The following is an 18,647-nucleotide window of genomic DNA, read 5'->3' as shown; positions in this document are numbered from 1 at the left end:
CCGTTTTATCGCGGAGCTTGCCGCTGAAGTACGCGTGTTACCGTTCGTGTAAGTCCGTTTCCGTCGTGGCAGCTGCGGCAGGTTAAAGTTGACCAAGAGAATCATTTTTCCGTATGGCAAGTGATTGATTGCACAGGGATTTGTCTCTTTTGCCAATATTTTCGCGTGGACGAAAAAATAGCCTGCCCAAATGCGGTATTTCAGCTTGACCAGCGTCGCGGCTCCGTTATAATCTTAATGTTTTGTTAAAATAGTTTCTTATCCTTTAAAGGTTTCTGGGGGAGCTATCTTGCAAATACGATAGGCCGAGGTTTAACCGATGCCAACGATGCGGTGCTGTACCATTCGGTAAGGCAGGCGCTTTTGATACGACAGTCATTCATGGGGTAGTAATGCAAACCTCTTCCTTAAGCTCGCGCGGCGCCGTGATACCGTGGTGGAAGGCCGCCATTCCCGAATGGGGACCGGTCGTGGTCGGTTTGCTGGCCCTGTACGTCCCGTCCTTTTATGACTTGATCACTGGCTTGTGGATGAGCGAGGAGCAGGCGCATGGCCCGATCATCCTCGTGCTGTCGACCTGGCTGCTGTACCGCAAGTGGCCGGAAATGATGGCAAGAACCGAAGGCCAGCCTTCGTCCAAGGCAGGCTGGGTCGTCGCCGTGGTGGGCCTGGTCATGTATGTGCTGGGCCGCTCGCAACAGTTTTCCATCTTTGAAATCGGCTCCTACATCGTCCTGCTGGCTGCGGTGCTGCTGATCAAGCGCGGTACCCTGGCCTTGCGCATCATGTGGTTTCCCCTGTTCTTCATGCTGTTCATGATTCCCTTGCCTGGCATCCTGGTGGCGATGTTGACGATGCCGATGAAGACGGCTGTGTCGTATGTCACTGAACATGTGCTGTTTTTCCTTGGTTATCCGATCGCCCGCAGCGGCGTGATTTTGCAGATGGGCCAATATCAGTTGATGGTAGCAGATGCCTGCGCCGGTTTGCACACGCTGTTTACGCTTGAAGCCCTGGGTTTGTTCTACCTCAATCTGGTGCGCCATACGTCTGCCCTGCGCAACGGCGTGCTGGCCGTACTGATCGTGCCGATTTCCTTTACGGCCAATGTGATCCGCGTGATGACCTTGACCCTGATTACGTATTATTTCGGCGACGCGGCAGGGCAGGGCTTCCTGCATGGTTTTGCCGGCATGGTGCTGTTCATATCCGCCCTGTTGCTGATCCTGGGCGTTGATTGGCTGTTGCAGTCGTATGTGCAGCGACGGGAGAAAAAACATGCTTGATACACTGCAAGGTATGCAGCGCAAGACGCTGTTCGCGGGCCTGCTGCTGGGCGTGCTGATGGTATCGACCTCGGTGCTGACGAAGATAGTGACGCCCACGGTCAAGATGTCCGAAGGCAAGCCCACGCTGGACCTGACGGCGCTGGTGCCGGCCGAGTTTGGCGAGTGGCATGAAGAGCGCGATGCGGCAGCCGCCGTGGTCAACCCGGAAGCCGAGGCTGCGCTGGCGAAGATTTACACGCAAACGCTGGCGCGCACCTATGTGAACGCCGCTGGCGAACGCATCTTGCTGTCGGTCGCCTATGGCGATGACCAGCGCGGCGAAGCGACGCAGGCACACCGCCCCGAAATTTGCTATACGGCGCAAGGCTTTGCCATCACCAGCAATGACGTGGGCACGCTGAAGGTGGCCGAGCGCAACATTCCCGTGCGCCGCCTGGTGGCAGTCAGTGGCAGCCGCAATGAGCCGATTACCTACTGGGTTACCGTTGGCGACCGCGCCACCTTGCCTGGCGTGGGGCGCAAGCTGCTCCAGCTGTTCTATGGCCTGGGCGGCAAGGTGCCCGATGGCTTGCTATTCCGCGTCTCGAGCATCCAGGCCGACAAGACGGCGGCATATGCGTTGCAGGATCAGTTCGTCAATGCCCTGTTTGCCCATATCGGCAAGACGCCGACGGAAAAACTGGCCGGCAAGTTCGATGACTAGCAATACCACGGCGTGCAGCCTGACCAATCTGTCTTATTAACCGATGATGAAACAAGCATGACTCTCTACGCCCGCACCCCCCACGCCAGCCAGCCCGACGCTGGCGAGGAGAGCAACAAGCGCCATTTGTTGCTGGCCATCCTGATCGCCGCCACGGTTTACCAGGCGGTGCTGTGCTTTGTGCACACGCATTTCTTCAAGGCATCGACGGCGCTGGTGGCGTTTTCCGAGCTGTGCATCTACGTCACTTGTGCCGTGCTGCTGTTGCGCCGCATCGAACTGTCTTTCGTGGCCATCCTGACCCTGATCGCCTCGTATTTGCTGCTGCTGGCCTTGCTGCGCAGTTCGCTCGATCCCAAGGGTTTCCGCGACATTATCATCCTGGTGCTCTTCTATTTTCTTGGGCGCAATTTCGGTGACGAGAAATTCGCCGACCGGCTATTGAAAATCATTATCTATATCGTGCTGGCGGTGGGTTTCTTCGAGTTGCTGCTGGTCGATGTGTATTCCAAGCTGTTCAATGTGTATTCGTATTACCTGGCGCAAGGCAATATCTCGACCAGTACCAACTGGGCTGAAGGCAGTACCCTGGCACTGAACGGCATCCGCCCGGCAGGCATCGGCCGCACCATCCTGCCTTTCCTGTTGGGCAGCCATCGCGTCTCGTCCGTATTTCTCGAACCTGTCTCGCTCGGCAACTTTGCCGTAATCGTGGCCGCATGGGGCTTGTCCAAGGGCCGCGAGCAATGGCGTTCGATGGCCTTTTTCCTCGGCGCCGCCGCCATCATGATCACCCTGGCCGATTCGCGCTATGGCCTGGTGACTGTGGGCTTGATGGTGCTGATGCGCCTGCTCTTCTCGGGACGCGGCAATCGCCTGGTGATGATCCTGCCTTTCGTGTGCGGCGTCATCCTGATCCTGTTCGGCCTGTACTACGATGGGCGCTACAGTGACAACATTCCTGGTCGCTTGTATTCGAGCGGCATTACCATGGTGCGTTTCGGCACGGCGGAAATTTTCGGACTGGCCGGCTACAACATCAACTTCGGCGATATGGGCTATTCCATCATCCTGACGCGCTTTGGCCTGTTTGGCTGCGTGGTGCTGTGGATCGGCCTGTGGATGATCAAGATGCGCGACGAACACGGCGAGCGCTTCCGTACCTACATCGTTATCTATATGTCGCTGATCCTGTGCATCAGCGGTACCTCCCTGTTCGCGCTGAAGTCGGCCGGCGTCCTCTGGTTCTTGCTCGGTTGTTGCGCCGTGCGCGACAAGAAATGGCTGGCCTCTCCGTTGCGCTCCGGCCAATTTGTTGCCGGGAAAGCCCATTATGCCGATTAAAGTTGCACATGTTGTTCGCCAGTACTATCCATCGATCGGTGGCATGGAAGATGTCGTACAAAATATTGCCCATTACCAAGCCCGTTGCCACGGCCACATTCCCACCATCATCACGCTGAACCGCGTATTCGTGAACCCGGCCGACATCCTGCCGGCAGAAGAGGTGGTCAATGGCGTGCGCGTGATCCGCATTCCCTACTCGGGCTCCACGCGCTATCCGTTCTCGCCCAGCGTGGTGCGACTGCTGGGCGATTATGACGTGGTGCACGTGCATGGCGTCGATTTTGCCTATGATTACCTGGCCGCGACCAAGTGGCTGCACCGACGTCCGCTGGTTGCCTCCACCCATGGCGGCTTCTTCCATACCAGCTTTGCCTCGCGCCTGAAGACGATCTTCTTCCATACCGTCACGCGCGCCACCTCGCACGCCTATGCGCGCGTGGTCGGCACCAGCGACAACGATGGCAATCTGTTCGGCAAGATCATCAAGGCGCCGCGCCTGACGGTGATTGAAAACGGCGTCAATGTGGAGAAGTACCACGCGAAGGGTTCCGCGACGAAGTTGCCGTGCATCATGTATTTTGGGCGCTGGTCGTCGAACAAGGGTTTGAAGGAAACGCTGGACCTGTTTGCCGGACTGGCCGCGCGCCATCCTGAATGGCGCCTGGTGATTGCCGGGCGCGAGTATGACCTCAGCCGCGCCGACCTGGAAGCGCTGGCGCGCGAGAAGGGGATTGCCGAACGCGTCAGCATCGTCGCCAATCCCAGCGATGCGCAACTGGCCGAGCTGATGTCGCAGTCGAGCTACTATATTTGCCTGTCGCGTCATGAAGGCTTTGGCATTGCCGCCATCGAAGCGATGAGTGCGGGCTTGACGCCCGTGCTCAGCGATATTCCACCATTTCGCAAGCTGCTGGAAAAGGCGCAGCTCGGTATCTTGCACACTGGCGACGTGGCGCAGACGGTGGCGGCAATTGCCGCCGCGCATGCGCAAGACCAGGATGCGTACGCGGCGCGGCGCATGCAATTGCAGCATTTTTCCGAGCAGTACAGCTGGAATCATATCGGCGGGCGCTACGTGGCCATCTATGAAGAACTGCTGCGCAAGCGAAAATAAGCTGGCGTCAAAGATTTTTCCTTACCGGTACTGTAGTGTAAACGGTAATTGTTTCAAGCTGCATGTCGTAATGTGCGGACAATAAAGATTAATTTAATTATAATAGTGCTGCGCGGCGGTGTATTGACGCATCGATCGCAGGGGCAGCCGAGACGGCTATGTTTTTCCTTCATAACCGGTGAGCTATCTCAGTGAACAAGAAAATCGATTCAATCTCCGGCCTGGCCGGTTTTGCCGCCCTGATGGTGATTTATGCCCACATGGGGAGCGAAGGATTTTTGCGCCTGTCGCACCATTTCAATAACCTGGGCGTGATGACTTTTTTCTCGCTCAGCGGCTTTCTCTTGTCTTACCTGTATCTCGACAAGAAATTCTGTGCCGAGGACGTTACCGCCTACAGCCTGGCGCGCTTTACGCGCATCGCGCCCGCCTACCTGTTTACGATCCTCGCGTCCTTCGTCATCTTCACGTTCTTCGACCCGCAGTTCGAGTATCAGATCGGCGCGCACAATTTGCTGCGTCATCTGTTGTTCATTGGTAACGAGTCTGTCTTCTGGACGATAGGCCCGCAAGTGCAGTTCTACGTCCTGTTCCTGCTGCTGTGGAGCGCGACGGCCCACTATGTGTCGAGCAAGAATGCCATGCCACTGATCTTTATCGTCTTCGCCTGCGTGCTGCTGATCTTGCTGCGCCGCAGCCTGCCGGGCACGTTTGTGGGCGCCAATCTGCACTACTTTGCCTTTGGCGTGCTGGCCGGCGTGGTGCGCCGGAAGATGCACATTGAATTTCACCAGCCGCAGTTGATCAATATCATCCATGTGAGCTTGTTGCTGCTTTTCCTGGGCGTCGAATGCGGCATCATCCAGCTCAGCGAGCGCATGACCCATGACAACCTCAGTACGCTGGCGATGGCGGTGCTGGTGGCCTTCTTTATTTTCGCCTTTTCCTTTGACTCCCTCAGCGCGCGCCTGCTGTTCGGCAATCCCTTGCTGCGGCTGATGGGCAGCCTGAGTTTTTCACTGTACCTGCTGCACATGCCAGTGCTGTACTGGGTCAAGAAACTGTATCCGGACGAGATTGCCCATCCCGTCGTCGTCGCGCTGACTTTCGGGCTGATCATTGCGCTGGCGACCCTGTACTTCTATACAGTGGAACGCTATTGCGCACTGGCCGTGAAAAACCTCGGCAAGAAGTACGCCGGACGGATCGAGGGCATGTTCACGCGCCTGGGCGTCAAGAACAGGGCGACCGTGGGCTGACGCCATGTCCATTTTTTTCTCTCTTTTTACTGATCGAGCGCCGACTTGAAAATTTTGCTTGTGTGTGCCGCCTTTCCTCCCCGCGGCAAAGGGGGCGGGCCGGAAGGCTCGTTCATGATCGCCAGCGGCTTGCTGGCCCAGGGACACGAGGTGCGCGTCGTCACTGTCGGCGACGCCGCCGGCGTGGAACAGTACAAGGGCGTGGAAGTGCATATCATGCGCTCGCCGAATGTGTACTGGGACTACTTTTTTACCAAACGCCCGGCAGCCTTGAAGATGTTGTGGCATGTGCTGGAAAATTTCAATCCGCGCGCCTACTGGCGCTTGCGCCCGCACGTCAAGGCTTTCCGGCCCGACGTCGTCATGACGGTCAGCATTGAAAACATCAATGTGGCAACCTGGTTGCTGGCGCGCATGCACAAGGTGCCCGTGGTACACGTCATTCAGAGTTACTTTCTGGCTTGCTGGCGTGGCGGCCTGTTCAAGAACGGCGCCAATTGCACGGGCCAGTGCGGCAGTTGCAAGGTGTTGTCAGTGGGAAAGAAACCGATGTCGCACCTGGTGGACGGGGTCTTTGGCGAAACGCGTTTTGTTGTCGATCAACATCTGGAACTGGGCTACTTCAAGCACGCCACTTCGGCCGTCATTCCCGGTCCCGTGTTCCCCATCGCGGGGCGGGTGCCGAAGGCGCGCGACGGCAAGCTGGTTGTTGGCTACATGGGCGTGCTGGCGCCGCACAAGGGTGTCGACGTGCTGGCCGATGCGGCGCGCCTGATGGGGCCGAACAGCAATGTGCGCTTCCTGATCGGCGGCACGGGCGAGGACGAAGCGTATGTGGCCAGCCTGCGTGAAAAATTCGGCGATGCCGACGTCGAGTTCATGGGCTGGGTCAAGCCCGATGACGTCTATCCGCTGTTCGACGTGCTGGTGGTGCCGTCGAAGTGGAAGGAGCCGTTTGGCCGCATCGTCGTCGAAGCGCTGGCTTACGGCGTGCCCGTCATTTGCGCGCGTTCCGGCGGCATCGCCGAGAGCATCCGTGAAAACGAGAATGGCTACACCTTTGCCTCGGGCCAGCACGACGAACTGATCACCTTGTTACGCGACGTGCTGGAACCGGACGAGCCTGCGCGCATGCGCCTGGCGCAAAATGCGCTGCAGCATTCGCACCGCTTCGATATCGGCACGATAGCCGCGCGCATCAGCGATTTCGTCAGCGCGACCGTGGCCAGCTACAAGGCACGTCCGTGAGCGGGGCAGCAGCATGAGCGAGAGCAAAGCCGAAGGCAACGTCAAGGCGCCTGGCATGGCGTCCGGCTCCTTCTGGGCCGTGCTCGACAATCTGGCCCAGCAGGGCTTGTCCTTCATCATCTTCGCCATCCTGGCACGGCTGCTCAACCCTGCCGAATTCGGCTTGTTGACGATTGCCCATTTGTTCATCCTGTTCTCGCGCCTGGTCGTGCTCGACGCACTGGCCATGCCCGTGATACGCGCGAAAGAACCCGATGACGGCGCCTATTCGGCTCTGTTCTGGCGCTGCACGGCAGCCGGCCTGTTGCTGTGCGCCTGCATGTTCCTGAGCGCCGGCCCCGTCTCGGCGCTGTTCAGCGCACCATCGCTGGCGCCCGTGCTGCAAGGCATGAGCCTCTCCATCCTGTTCTTCGGCATGGTGCGTTCATATGAAGCGCGGCTGGTGCGGCAGATGAAATTCAAGCAGCTGGCCATCCGCTCCACCGTGTCCGTCATGCTGGGTGGCGTGCTCGGCATTGCACTGGCCTTCCGTGGCTGGGGCGCCATGTCGCTGGTGGTGCAGCAAGTGATGGCGGCCGGGCTGGCGCTGCTGCTGGTGGTGCTGCAAAGCGGCTGGCTGCCCAGCCTGGCGTGGCGCGCGCGGCCCAGCCGCTACTGGCATGATGTGCGCCAGGTCAGCGTCTCCGGCATCTTGTCCTTTGCCAACAGCAATGGCGATTCCTTGCTGGTGAGTATCTTTTTGGGGCCGTATGCGACCGGACTGTACAACCTGGCCAAGCGCCTGACGTCGGCCGTGTACCTGGTCATCACGGCGTCGCTGCTGCGCGTGTCGCTGCCCGTGTTCGCCGCCGCCAGCGGCAAGCCCGAGCAGCTGCGCCAGGCTTATCTGCAATTGCTGGCGATGATGCTGTTCCTGATGCTGCCCATGCTGCTGTTCCAGGCCGCCCTGGCCGAGCCGCTGGTGGCAACGGTATTTGGCCAGAAATGGTTGCCTGCCAGTAGCACCATCGCCGCGCTGGCACTGCTGTATTGCCTCTCTTCGGTCGCGGAACTGAACAACTATGTGCTGTTTGCCCTGGGACACAGCCGCTGGCCGCCGCTGCTCGGTATCTTGCAGCTGAGCCTAGCCGTGATCTTGGCCGCCTGCTTCAGCCAGTATGGCTTGCTGGCGATGAGCTTGTCGTTTGCCGCCGCCTACCTGCTGATGTTGCCGTGGTCGCAGCACCTGGCATGCAAGGCCATGGATTTGCCCTGGACGTCCTTCCTGGTGGCGCTGCAGCCTGTCCTGGCGGGCGCTGCGGCACTGTTGCTGACCTTGTACGCGATGGCGCGCTGGTGGCAGGGCAGCGCCATCGTGCTGCTGGTGCTGGCCCTGTTTGCCGGCGCCATCGCCTACCTGCTGCCGATGCTGCTGCTGGGACGCGCGCTGCGCGGCACGGCAGGGGGCTTTGATCCATTCTCACTGCTCAGGCAATTACGTAATTTGAAGCACCGCGGCGCGGCCGCGGATTGAAGGAGGCGCACAAGCACCATGGAAGCACCAGAAACCATCAACATCAGCCGTTTTCCCGTGCTGAGCACGACGCGCGAGTGGCTGGCGCAGCACTTGCTGGGCATCATCGCGCGCGGGGAAAAGACGGCGCTGTTTTTTGCCAATACCAACTTTATCGTGAAGAACCGCTTCGTACTGGAAGCTGACTCCTCGCGCCGCTACCTCATCGTCAACGATGGTGTCGGCATGGATATCGCCGCCAGGCTGATGCAGGGGCGCCGTTTCGCCGCGAATCTGAATGGCACCGATTTCACGCCGTATTTGTTCGAGCAAAGCGCGCAGCCGCTGCGCGTGTTCATGCTGGGCGCGCAACCCGACATCCTGGCCAAGGCGGTGACGCATGTGCGCACCGTGCTGGGGCAGGACGTCGTCGGCAGTTGCGATGGCCATGCCGGCATCGGCAGTGCGCCCGATCTGGTGCGGCAAATCAATGCGACGCGCGCCCAGGTCGTGCTCGTGGCGATGGGCAACCCTATCCAGGAGCGCTGGATACTCGCACATCAGGATGCCCTGGACGCCAACGTACTGGTGGGTGTGGGCGCGCTGTTCGACTTCTGGTCCGGCGGCAAGCGGCGCGCGCCCGCTTTTGTGCAGCGCATCCACATGGAATGGTTTTACCGTCTGCTGCAAGAGCCGCGCCGGCTGCTGCGCCGCTATACCTGGGACATCCTGGTATTCCTGCGCGAATGCGCCAGGTACCGCTGACGCGGTCGCCACAAAAGATGGCAGTCTGGCATGTTGCAATGCGCAAAAAATAATATGAAAAAGGTAATAGTGTTGCCAAATTGGTGATATTCTATCGCTTCGGGTAGGCGCACGCAGAGTTCGGCGTCCCCATAGACATTGGAGCGTGAAATGAAAGCAATGATTTTGGCCGCAGGAAAGGGGACGCGCGTGCGCCCGCTGACCTATGACTTACCCAAGCCCATGATCCCCATCCTGGGCAAGCCCGTGATGGCCTATCTGATCGAGCACCTGGCCAAGTATGGCGTGCGCGACATCATGGTCAATGTCAGTTACCTGCATGAAAAGATCGAAGAGTATTTCGGCGACGGCCACCAGTATGGCGTGCAGATCGGCTACTCGTTCGAAGGCTATATGACCGATGCCGGCGTGGTGGTGCCGCAGCCGATAGGCTCGGCCGGGGGCATGAAGAAGATCCAGGAATTCGGTGGCTTTTTTGACGATACCACCATCGTCCTGTGCGGTGATGCGGTGATCAACCTCGACATCCAGTCGGCCCTGTTCGAGCATCGCCGCAAGGGGGCGCTGGCCAGCGTGATCACGCGCGAAGTGCCGTGGGACAAGGTGTCGAGCTATGGCGTGGTGGTCAGCGACAAGGATGGCCGCATCAAGGCGTTCCAGGAAAAGCCCAGCCAGGAAACGGCCCTGTCGAACCATGTCAGCACCGGCATCTATATTTTCGAGCCTGCCGTGCTGGACTTGATACCCAAGGACACGGTCTTCGACATCGGCTCGGACTTGTTTCCCTTGCTGGCAGAAAAAGGCTTGCCTTTCTACGCCCAGTCGCGCACGTTCAGCTGGATCGATATCGGTAACATCAAGGATTACTGGGAAGTATCGCAAAGCGTCATGATGGGGGAAGTGGCCCACATGGACGTGCCCGGTGTACAGTTGGAAGAGGGCATCTGGGTGGGCTTGAATACGAGCATAGAGTGGGAAGGCACGCACATCGAAGGGCCCGTGTATATCGGCTCGGGCTGCAAGATCGAGGCGGGCGCCACCATCATCGGCCCCACCTGGATCGGCCATGGCAGCCATATCTGTTCCGGTGCGCGCGTGGTGCGCAGCGTGCTTTTTGAATATACGCGCGTGCTGCAGAACATTGCTCTGGAAGAAGTTATCGTCTTCAAGGAATACAGTGTCGACCGCAACGGAGACATGAAACACGTGTCCGAATGCCTGACCGATCAATGGTCGAACGCGCGCGACCGGCGCAGCAAGCGCCGCAACCCCGTTGAACTTGCATTATTGAAATAAATAGAGGACGTCCACCATGAAGATTTATCCCGTCATCCTGTCCGGCGGCGCCGGCAGCCGCCTCTGGCCCCTGTCGCGCGCAGCGCTGCCCAAGCAGCTGTTGCCGCTGGTATCAGATAAAACCATGCTGCAGGAAACGGCGCTGCGCCTGGCTGGCTGGCCGGAGATGATGGCACCGTTGCTGATCTGTGGCGACGAGCACCGTTTCCTTGTGGCCGAGCAGATGCGCGATATCGCCATCGAACCGTTGGCCATCATGCTCGAATCGGTGGGCCGCAACACGGCGCCGGCCGTCGCCGCCGCCGCCTGGTATTTGCAAGCGCTCGACCCGCAAGCCATCCTGCTGGTGTTGCCTGCCGATCACGTCATTGAAGACCGGGCGGCCTTTCATGCGGCCATCGAAAATGCGCTCCAGGCCGCCTCGCAAGGCGCGCTGGCCACCTTCGGCATCGTGCCGACGGCGCCGGAAACGGGGTATGGCTACATCCGTCGCGGCGCAGCCATCGCAGGCAGCGAAGCGTGCTACCAGATTGACCGTTTTGTGGAAAAACCCGATGCACAGACGGCGGCCGGTTTTGTTGCCAGCGGCGACTACTTCTGGAACAGCGGCATGTTTCTCTTCAGCGCCGCCAGCTATTTGCAGGAATTGACGCAATTCCAGCCCGCCATGGCCGGCGCCACCGAAGCGGCAGTGCGCCTGGCTTACCGCGACCTCGATTTCTGCCGCCTGAGCGAGAAGGAGTTCGCCGCCTGTCCGGCCGACTCCATCGATTATGCCGTGATGGAACACACGAGCCGTGCCGTGGTCGTGCCGGCCGATATCGGCTGGAGCGACGTGGGCTCCTGGTCCGCGCTGCGCGAGGTCTTGCCGCGCGATGCAGCCGGCAATGCCGTGCGCGGCGATGTGTACCTGGATGACGTGAGCAATTCGCTGGTGCGCGCCGAAAGCCGCATCGTGGCGCTGATCGGCGTGCAGGACGTGGTCGTGGTGGAAACGGCGGACGCCGTGCTGGTGGTGCACAAGGACCAGGTGCAGCGCGTCAAGCAAGTGGTTTCCCACTTGCAAAGCACGGGCCGTACCGAGCATTTGCAGCACACCAAAGTGTATCGCCCATGGGGGTGCTACGAAGGCATCGACCTGGGCGACCGTTTCCAGGTCAAGCGCATTACGGTCAATCCTGGCGGCAAGCTGTCCCTGCAGATGCATCATCACCGCGCCGAACACTGGATCGTCGTCAGCGGCACGGCGCAGGTGACGTGCGGCGATGAAGTCAAGTTGCTGAGTGAAAACCAGTCGACCTACATTCCTATCGGCATGACGCATCGCCTGGAAAATCCCGGCCGCCTGCCGCTGCACCTGATCGAAGTGCAGTCCGGCAGCTACCTCGGCGAAGACGATATCGTGCGCTACGAAGATGTCTACAAACGCGTCTAGTACTTAGGCACGCATGGAGCGCCAGGGCGACGGTTCTGGCGTTCCGACGTTTTCATTGAGCAGCATTTGCCGGCAATATTGCTTGGTAAAGCCAAGTCTTTCAAGGTAGATTAGCAGCATGCCGCAAGCGTCTCTTGCCCCTTCGACCAGTACAGGCCAGTCTCTCCGCTTTGAAATACCTGCTCTTACCCTTGCTCGCCAGCGTCCTGGCGCAGACCGACGCCCGCGCCCAGTTTGTCGCCCCCGCCATGTCGCCGGCGCTATCGGCCGGGCAGCTGGCGCTGGTGGTCAACGACGATGAACCCAATAGCGTGGCCATCGCCGACTATTATCGGCAGGCGCGCAATATACCGGCAGCCAATATCGTTCACGTGCGCATCGCCAACCGTCCGCATAAGCTCAGCGCCGTCGAGTTCGCCACTCTGAAAAAGCAGATCGACAGCCAGCTCAGCCCTGAAATCCAGGCCGTGCTGATGGTCTGGACGGCGCCGTACGCCGTCGAATGCAATTCCATCACTTCCGCCTACACCTTGGGCGTCGATGCGGGACTGTGTGCACGCAGCTGCGGTGCGGGCCAGCCCAGCCCCTATTTCAATGCCGCGCACGGCCTGCCGTATGCGCAATACAAGATGCGCCTGAGCATGCTGTTGCCCACCGAATCGGTGGCGCAGGCGCGCCAGTTGATCGAGCGTGGCGTCAGCGCCGGTTTTCGCCTGCAGGAAGCGAATGCGTATTATTTGACGACCGGTGAAACGGCGCGCAACAGCCGTGCGCCGTTTTTCCCGCCGGCAGGACGTTTGCCGACAAAAAAATTGAACATCAAGCGCCTGCGCGCCGACGAGCTCGACGGCGCAACGGACATCATGGTCTACCAGACGGGCATGGCGCGCGTGGCCAAGCTCGACACGCTCAAGTTTGCACCGGGCGCGCTGGCCGATCATTTGACGTCGTATGGCGGCGACTTGTTGGGAACGGGGCAGATGAGCAGCTTGCGCTGGCTCGAGGCGGGCGCCACGGCCAGTTATGGTAGCGTTAGCGAACCGTGTAATTACTGGCAGAAGTTTCCGCAACCGACGGTGCTGCTGCAGCGCTATCTGTCCGGCGATACGGCGATCGAGGCGTACTGGAAGAGCGTGGCCTGGCCGGCGCAGGGCATCTTCATCGGCGAACCGTTGAGTACGCCATACCGACGCTGACAGGTATTACTTAGCTGCTGCGGCGGCGCAGCGCCAGGCTGACAAGGGCCAGTCCGGCCAGCAGCATGGCCCAAGTGGACGCTTCCGGGATGGCCGGGATATTCGGATCGACCGGCGTCACCACTGGTGGCGTGACGATGGGCGGCGTCACGACGGGCGGCGTCACGCCCGCGACGGTCGGATTGGTGCCAAACACGCCAGGGTCGCCGGAAGCGCCGCCAGTGGCGTCGGGGCTGACGAAGCTGGCAGCTGCCAGGCGTTCGGTGCCGCCAGCATTCGCCGCAGGCCAACCGACCCAGCCGGCCGGCGCGAATGGCTGCAACGTTGATGCCGCATTGAAACTGTCCTTGCCCGTGCTGGTCAAGGCGCCAGGTATGGAAGCGAGCGGACGGCTGCTCACGGTGCTGAACTCCAGTGCATCCGATGGCAAGCGTTTCACGCCGGTCTTGGCATCGTCGCTGGGCAGGCTGCGGTGGTAGGCGGCATCGTCACCGACGCTGCTGACCGGGCCGGGACCGACGCCATCATTCTTGAATTCATCGTAATTGATATCGCCATTGGACAGGCTGCATGGGCTGCTCACGCCTTCCATGCTGACGCCGGATGCGCCCTGGCCCTGCGCTTTCGTGTTTCCATCTTGCATGGACTGCGAGCAATTCGGTTTTTTGCCAGGCGGCACGGCTTGCGGATTGACATAGTAACCAGTGTAGGTATCCGCCTGGGCCGGCAGCAGGGGCAGCAGCAGAGATCCTGCAAGCAACAGTGTTGAGTATGAAGGGTAACTATTTTTTCTCATGATCAATCTTTCCTATCTCTGCTGTTTGCCCATTGCCGCGGCTGCTGTTTGCCGCCAGATGTTTATCTAGCGCAAACAGATGGTAGCATACTTGCACTCTACGCAATTTCCCATAGTTTATTTTTATTATCAATTCATACAGTTATGCATACTTTTATGCAACAAAATATTGTGTGATAGTCCAGCTTGGCATTCCTGTACGTGCAAAGTGCATGCATTCCCGTCAACTTTTGTCATCAAGCCGTCACGCTTGAATATTACTATGAATTAATAGTAAAAAGACTATTCAATTGACCAATGTTATTGCCTGAAATTCAGCGCCGCCTGCTTGTATTGGCAGACCGGAACTTTAAATTTCCACCAGGAATTTTTATGAAAAATAGTTACACTCCGGCGTGCCCTGCATTGCCCGGACTGTCCCTGCGCGCCGCGCCGTGGCGCCTGACCCTCATGGCCGGCTTGCTGTCGTCGCTGGGCATGCCGGCACTGGCCGCTTCCGATATTGTCATCAGCCAAGTGTATGGTGGTGGCGGCAATACGGGTGCGTTGTACCGCAACGATTTCATTGAATTGTTCAACCGTGGCGCCAGTCCCGTGAACCTGAGCAACTGGAGCGTGCAATACGGCGCCGCCGCCAGTACGAGCTGGTCCGTGACGGCCTTGCCGGCTATCGATTTGCAACCTGGCCAGTATTTGCTCGTGCAGCAAGCCAAGGGCGCGGGCGGCACGCAGGACTTGCCCACGCCCGATGCCGCGGGCAGCCAGGCCATGTCGGGCACGACGGGCAAGGTGCTGTTAAGTAATAGCAAGACGGCCCAAGTGGGCGCCAGCCCCACGGGCGCAGCCGTCATCGACCTGGTCGGCTTCGGCACGGCCAATGGTTTCGAGGGCAATGTGGCACCCGCGCCATCGAACACCCTGTCGATTGCGCGCGCGAACGGCGGCTGCAGCGATACGGACGACAATGGCTTGGACTTCGCCAGCGGCAGCGTGACGCCGCGCAACACGGCCTCGCCGCGCAATGTCTGCGGCGGCCCCGTGGTGCACCAGATCATCACCAGTTGCCCCGCCAGCCTGGCCTTGGCCGTGGGCAATGGCGGCAACGCCGTGCTGCGCGCTTCCGACGTCGATGGCGTCGTCAATGCCGCCATCTTGGGTTCGCCCGCCGTGGCCGGCATCAGCCTGGCCAGTTTTAGCCCTGCCGGCATGGCTGGCGAAAGCGCCAGCGTGAGCCTGCTGGTGGCCGCTGGCGTGCCGGTGGGCAATTATCCCGTCACCGTCAGTTTCAGCAACGACCAGCAGCAGACAGCCTCGTGCAAGGTGGACGTGGCCGTGCAGGGCCTGGCCGCCATCAGCCATACGATTCCGCAAATCCAGGGCAGCGGCGCGGCCAGCCCGTACGCCAATTCCGTGCAGACGACCGAAGGCGTGGTGACGCTGAATGTGGGCACCGGCTTCTTCATCCAGGATGCGGCCGGCGACGGCGATCCGTCGACTTCGGACGGCATCTTTGTCTACACGGGTAGCACCGCCACCAGCGTGCAGCCAGGCGAACTGGTGCGCGTGACGGGCACGGTGTTTGAATATACGCCCACGGGTGCCAAGAATTCCTACACGGAATTGAAAGACGTGACGGCCATCCTCACGCAAAGCGCGGGCCACGCCGTCGTGCCGACGAATGTGGTCTTGCCCAACGACAACCTGGCGGCCGTGGAAGGCATGCTGGTACGCTTCACGCAGCCTTTGACCGTGTCGCAGAACGCCTACCTGGGCGCGCGCGGCGAATTGACTTTGTCGGCGGGACGGCGGGAAGTGCCGACCAACCGTTACCCTGCCGGCTCCGCCGAAGCGCAAGCCTTGATCGCGGCCAATGCGAACAACCTGATCGTGCTCGATGATGGCATCTTCGTTGCACCGCCGACGATACCGTATATCGGCCAGGATGGCACCGTGCGCAGCGGCGATACGGTGGCCGACCTGACGGGCGTGGTCGACTTTGGCGCCATCGGCGGTGGCGGTGCCGCGTACAAACTGCAGCCGACGCAAGCGCCGCAGTTTTCGCGCGACAACCCGCGTGCGGCCAGCCCGGAATTGCCTGTTGGTAACGTCAAGGTGGCCAGCGCCAATGTGCTCAATTTCTTCACGACCTTTACGAATGGCAGCAACGTGTTTGGCCAGACGGGACAGGGTTGTACGCTGGGCACGTCGACAAGCAAGAGCAATTGCCGCGGCGCCGACAACCTGGCTGAATTCGTGCGCCAGCGCGACAAGATCGTCGCCGAACTCAAAGCCATCGACGCCGACGTGGTGGGCTTGATGGAAATCCAGAACAATGGCGAGACAGCCGTCACCTACCTGGTCGAGCAACTGAATGCGGCCATCGGCGGCGTGAGCTATGCCGTGGTGCCGAAGCCTGCTGCCACGGGCACGGATGCCATCCGCGTGGCGATGATCTACAAGCCGGCCAAGCTGGGCCTGGTGGGCGGTGCCTTGTCGGATGCCCATGCCATCAACAACCGTCCGCCGATGGCGCAAACCTTCCGCGCTGGCAATGGCGAGAAATTCTCGCTGATCGTCAATCATTTGAAATCGAAGGGCAGCTGCCCTTCGGGCGGGCCGGACGCGGACAACAACGATAGCCAGAGTTGCTGGAACGCCACGCGCGTGCAGCAGGCGCAGCGGCTGGTGGGCAGTTTCGTGCCGCAAGTGGCAGCCACTGCCGGCGACGCGGACGTGCTGGTCATCGGCGACCTCAATTCGTATGGGGCGGAAGACCCGATCCAGGTCATCACGGGCGCCGGCTTCGTCAACGAACTTGAACGTTTCGTGCGCCCGTCCGGCATGCCGTATTCGTATGTGTTTGGCGGCCAGAGCGGCTACCTCGACCATGCGCTGGCCAGCGCCGCACTGAGCCCGCAAGTGGCCGGTGTTGCCGAGTGGCATGTCAATGCCGACGAGCCAGAAGTGATCGACTACAACATCGATGCGGCCAAGCCGCAAGACTTGTACAACGCCTTGCCCTACCGTGCCTCGGACCACGACCCCGTCGTCGTCAGCCTGGACTTGCAGCCAGCCTACCGCGACATCACGGCCGCCGTGGCGCAAGCCAGCTCGGGCCTGACGGTCAACCGCGTGACGCAGAAATACACGGGTACGTTTTCCTTCACCAACACGGGCACGAGCGCGCTCAGCGGCCCGTTCCAGGTGGTGTTTGGTGGCTTGCCGGCTGGCGTGACCCTGGCCAACGCCACGGGCAGCCATGCGGGCGCCGCGTACGTCAGCGTCAACGCGGCCAGCCTGGCGCCAGGTGCGACGGCTTCGTTTGCCGTCAGCTTCAGCAATCCGTCGAAAGTGACGATCAACTACTCGGCCAGCATCTTCGCCGGCAACTTCTAAGGACATCACCATGTTTGCAACGACACTCAACCGTACCTTGCGCCACGCCGTGCTGGCCGCCTTGCTTGCTGGCAGCTCCAGCCTGGCGCTGGCGAACACGCTCAGTTACCACGTGGAAATCGACACCAGCCAGTTTTCCGGCGCCGGCTTCCTCGATTTTGCCTTTATCGCCGGCAACAGTCCCGCACCGGGCGCCAGTGCCGTGCTCAGCAATTTCTCGGGCGCGTTCGGCGCGCTGGCGTCGCAGGAAGGCAATGTCAGCGGCAGCGTGCCGGGCACCTTGACCTTCGGCAATAGCGGCGCCTACAACGACTGGTTTCATAACGTGACCCTGGGCGGCAAGTTCGCATTCAACGTGGTCTTCGGCGGCGACTTCCTGAACACGGCCGGCAACGCGGGCACGACCTTTGGCGTGGGCTTGCTCGACGCCAGTGCCGGTTCTTACCTGGGTAATGTGAATGGCAACCTGGTGCAGTTCGAACTGACGCCGGTCAATGGCGGCTTGCCCGCCAGCATCGCCGGCAGCACCTATGCCAGCATCGCGTCGATCTCGGCCGTGCCGGAGGCGTCGGAATGGATGATGCTGACGGGCGGCCTGGCGCTGATCGGTTTTGCCTTGCGCCGCCGCCAGACCGTGTGAGCCTGTCGGTACGGCGCACGATTTGCGCTAGGGCAAACTTGATGGTTTCCTCCGGTGTTTTGTTGTTTTTAGTGCAAATAAAAGATTGCATTAAGCATAAGCTGCGTGGTAGCCTGCCATGCATCAGACAGGCAGGCGCCGCCTGTGCGTAGCCACCAGCGGCGCACAGGGAGGTAATGTATCGAATGTAGGCACGAAGGAGTTAGCGGATGCATGCAGCACACAGGCAGAACCTTGAGGCAACGCGCCATGCGCGCGGCTTTACCTTGCTCGAATTATTGGTCGTCATCGTGATCATCGGCTTGCTGGCGGCGTATGTCGGCCCCAAGTATTTTGCCCAGCTGGGCAAATCGGAAGTGACGGTGGCCAAGGCGCAGATCGAGGCGTTTGAAAAATCGCTCGACACCTATCGCCTCGATGTGGGGCGCTACCCGACCACGGAAGAAGGCCTGGCCGCACTGCTGGTGGCGCCGCCGGCTGCCGGCACGCGCTGGAATGGACCGTACCTGAAAAAGGCCGTGCCGCTCGACCCCTGGGGCCATGCCTATCAATACCGCGCGCCCGGCAGCAAGGGCGAGTACGACATCGTTTCGATGGGCAAGGATGGCCAGCCCGGTGGCAGCGGCGACAACGCCGACATCAGCGCGCAATAGCGCCAGCGCCACTCCTTC

At 60.3% G+C, this 18,647-nt stretch carries 15 protein-coding genes; 14 read left to right on the top strand and 1 reads right to left on the bottom strand.

The window, feature by feature from the left end:
* Positions 1–392 precede the first annotated feature (392 nt).
* The 11 genes from xrtB (at position 393) to O0882_RS17315 (ending at position 13,144) form a co-directional block, all read left to right on the top strand.
* Positions 393–1,286, top strand: a complete 894-nt coding sequence (xrtB, locus tag O0882_RS17365) for an exosortase B (RefSeq protein WP_071078897.1) — start codon at positions 393–395, stop codon at positions 1,284–1,286.
* The gene (epsI, locus tag O0882_RS17360; RefSeq protein ID WP_289949974.1) at positions 1,279–1,992 is read left to right on the top strand and encodes an exosortase-associated protein EpsI, B-type; all 714 of its coding nucleotides are present in this window, start codon (positions 1,279–1,281) and stop codon (positions 1,990–1,992) included. Before xrtB ends, epsI begins: the two co-directional genes overlap by 8 nt.
* Before the next feature lie 57 nt (positions 1,993–2,049).
* Positions 2,050–3,336 (top strand): polysaccharide polymerase, encoded by a 1,287-nt coding sequence (locus tag O0882_RS17355; RefSeq protein WP_289949972.1) that lies wholly within the window; start codon positions 2,050–2,052, stop codon positions 3,334–3,336.
* Entirely contained in the window at positions 3,326–4,453 is a 1,128-nt protein-coding gene (locus tag O0882_RS17350; protein WP_289949969.1) for a glycosyltransferase family 4 protein, read from the top strand. Before O0882_RS17355 ends, O0882_RS17350 begins: the two co-directional genes overlap by 11 nt.
* A 191-nt stretch (positions 4,454–4,644) precedes the next feature.
* Positions 4,645–5,712, top strand: coding sequence for an acyltransferase (locus O0882_RS17345; RefSeq protein ID WP_289949967.1), 1,068 nt, complete (start codon positions 4,645–4,647; stop codon positions 5,710–5,712).
* Positions 5,713–5,757: 45 nt separating this feature from the next.
* A complete protein-coding gene (locus O0882_RS17340) occupies positions 5,758–6,960 on the top strand; it encodes a glycosyltransferase (protein WP_071078893.1) in 1,203 nt (400 codons plus the stop codon).
* 13 nt (positions 6,961–6,973) lie between these two features.
* On the top strand, positions 6,974–8,473 hold the full coding sequence (locus tag O0882_RS17335; RefSeq protein WP_289949965.1) for a lipopolysaccharide biosynthesis protein: 1,500 nt from the start codon (positions 6,974–6,976) through the stop codon (positions 8,471–8,473).
* A gap of 18 nt (positions 8,474–8,491) precedes the next feature.
* Positions 8,492–9,217 (top strand): WecB/TagA/CpsF family glycosyltransferase, encoded by a 726-nt coding sequence (locus O0882_RS17330; protein ID WP_289949963.1) that lies wholly within the window; start codon positions 8,492–8,494, stop codon positions 9,215–9,217.
* A gap of 150 nt (positions 9,218–9,367) precedes the next feature.
* A complete protein-coding gene (locus O0882_RS17325) occupies positions 9,368–10,513 on the top strand; it encodes an NDP-sugar synthase (protein ID WP_289949961.1) in 1,146 nt (381 codons plus the stop codon).
* Between the two features lie 16 nt (positions 10,514–10,529).
* Positions 10,530–11,948: a mannose-1-phosphate guanylyltransferase/mannose-6-phosphate isomerase gene (locus O0882_RS17320; RefSeq protein ID WP_289949959.1), complete on the top strand. Its 1,419-nt coding sequence runs from the start codon at positions 10,530–10,532 to the stop codon at positions 11,946–11,948.
* Between the two features lie 170 nt (positions 11,949–12,118).
* Positions 12,119–13,144 (top strand): TIGR03790 family protein, encoded by a 1,026-nt coding sequence (locus tag O0882_RS17315; protein ID WP_354670276.1) that lies wholly within the window; start codon positions 12,119–12,121, stop codon positions 13,142–13,144.
* Positions 13,145–13,154: 10 nt separating this feature from the next.
* Here O0882_RS17315 and O0882_RS17310 read toward each other — a convergent pair whose 3' ends face one another.
* The gene (locus tag O0882_RS17310) at positions 13,155–13,904 is read right to left on the bottom strand and encodes a PEP-CTERM sorting domain-containing protein (protein ID WP_289949957.1); all 750 of its coding nucleotides are present in this window, start codon (positions 13,902–13,904) and stop codon (positions 13,155–13,157) included.
* Between the two features lie 408 nt (positions 13,905–14,312).
* Between O0882_RS17310 and O0882_RS17305 the strand changes: the two genes are divergently transcribed.
* The 3 genes from O0882_RS17305 (at position 14,313) to gspG (ending at position 18,629) form a co-directional block, all read left to right on the top strand.
* A complete protein-coding gene (locus O0882_RS17305; protein WP_289949954.1) occupies positions 14,313–17,336 on the top strand; it encodes an ExeM/NucH family extracellular endonuclease in 3,024 nt (1,007 codons plus the stop codon).
* A 10-nt stretch (positions 17,337–17,346) separates the two neighbouring features.
* Positions 17,347–17,976, top strand: a complete 630-nt coding sequence (locus tag O0882_RS17300; RefSeq protein WP_289949952.1) for an NF038129 family PEP-CTERM protein — start codon at positions 17,347–17,349, stop codon at positions 17,974–17,976.
* 209 nt (positions 17,977–18,185) lie between these two features.
* A complete protein-coding gene (gene gspG, locus O0882_RS17295) occupies positions 18,186–18,629 on the top strand; it encodes a type II secretion system major pseudopilin GspG (protein ID WP_289949950.1) in 444 nt (147 codons plus the stop codon).
* The last annotated feature ends 18 nt before the right edge of the window (positions 18,630–18,647 follow it).

The sequence above is a fragment of the Janthinobacterium sp. SUN073 genome (assembly GCF_030397665.1).
Taxonomy (GTDB): domain Bacteria; phylum Pseudomonadota; class Gammaproteobacteria; order Burkholderiales; family Burkholderiaceae_D; genus Janthinobacterium.
Note: the sequence above shows the minus strand (reverse complement) of the source record. Positions and strands in the feature narration are given on the sequence as shown.

Coding starts and splice junctions, on each gene's coding strand:
- O0882_RS17300 (WP_289949952.1), top strand. CDS start 17,347: ATGTTTGCAACGACACTCAACCGTACCTTGCGCCACGCCGTGCTGGCC.
- xrtB (WP_071078897.1), top strand. CDS start 393: ATGCAAACCTCTTCCTTAAGCTCGCGCGGCGCCGTGATACCGTGGTGG.
- O0882_RS17335 (WP_289949965.1), top strand. CDS start 6,974: ATGAGCGAGAGCAAAGCCGAAGGCAACGTCAAGGCGCCTGGCATGGCG.
- epsI (WP_289949974.1), top strand. CDS start 1,279: ATGCTTGATACACTGCAAGGTATGCAGCGCAAGACGCTGTTCGCGGGC.
- O0882_RS17325 (WP_289949961.1), top strand. CDS start 9,368: ATGAAAGCAATGATTTTGGCCGCAGGAAAGGGGACGCGCGTGCGCCCG.
- O0882_RS17330 (WP_289949963.1), top strand. CDS start 8,492: ATGGAAGCACCAGAAACCATCAACATCAGCCGTTTTCCCGTGCTGAGC.
- O0882_RS17350 (WP_289949969.1), top strand. CDS start 3,326: ATGCCGATTAAAGTTGCACATGTTGTTCGCCAGTACTATCCATCGATC.
- O0882_RS17320 (WP_289949959.1), top strand. CDS start 10,530: ATGAAGATTTATCCCGTCATCCTGTCCGGCGGCGCCGGCAGCCGCCTC.
- O0882_RS17305 (WP_289949954.1), top strand. CDS start 14,313: ATGAAAAATAGTTACACTCCGGCGTGCCCTGCATTGCCCGGACTGTCC.
- O0882_RS17355 (WP_289949972.1), top strand. CDS start 2,050: ATGACTCTCTACGCCCGCACCCCCCACGCCAGCCAGCCCGACGCTGGC.
- gspG (WP_289949950.1), top strand. CDS start 18,186: ATGCATGCAGCACACAGGCAGAACCTTGAGGCAACGCGCCATGCGCGC.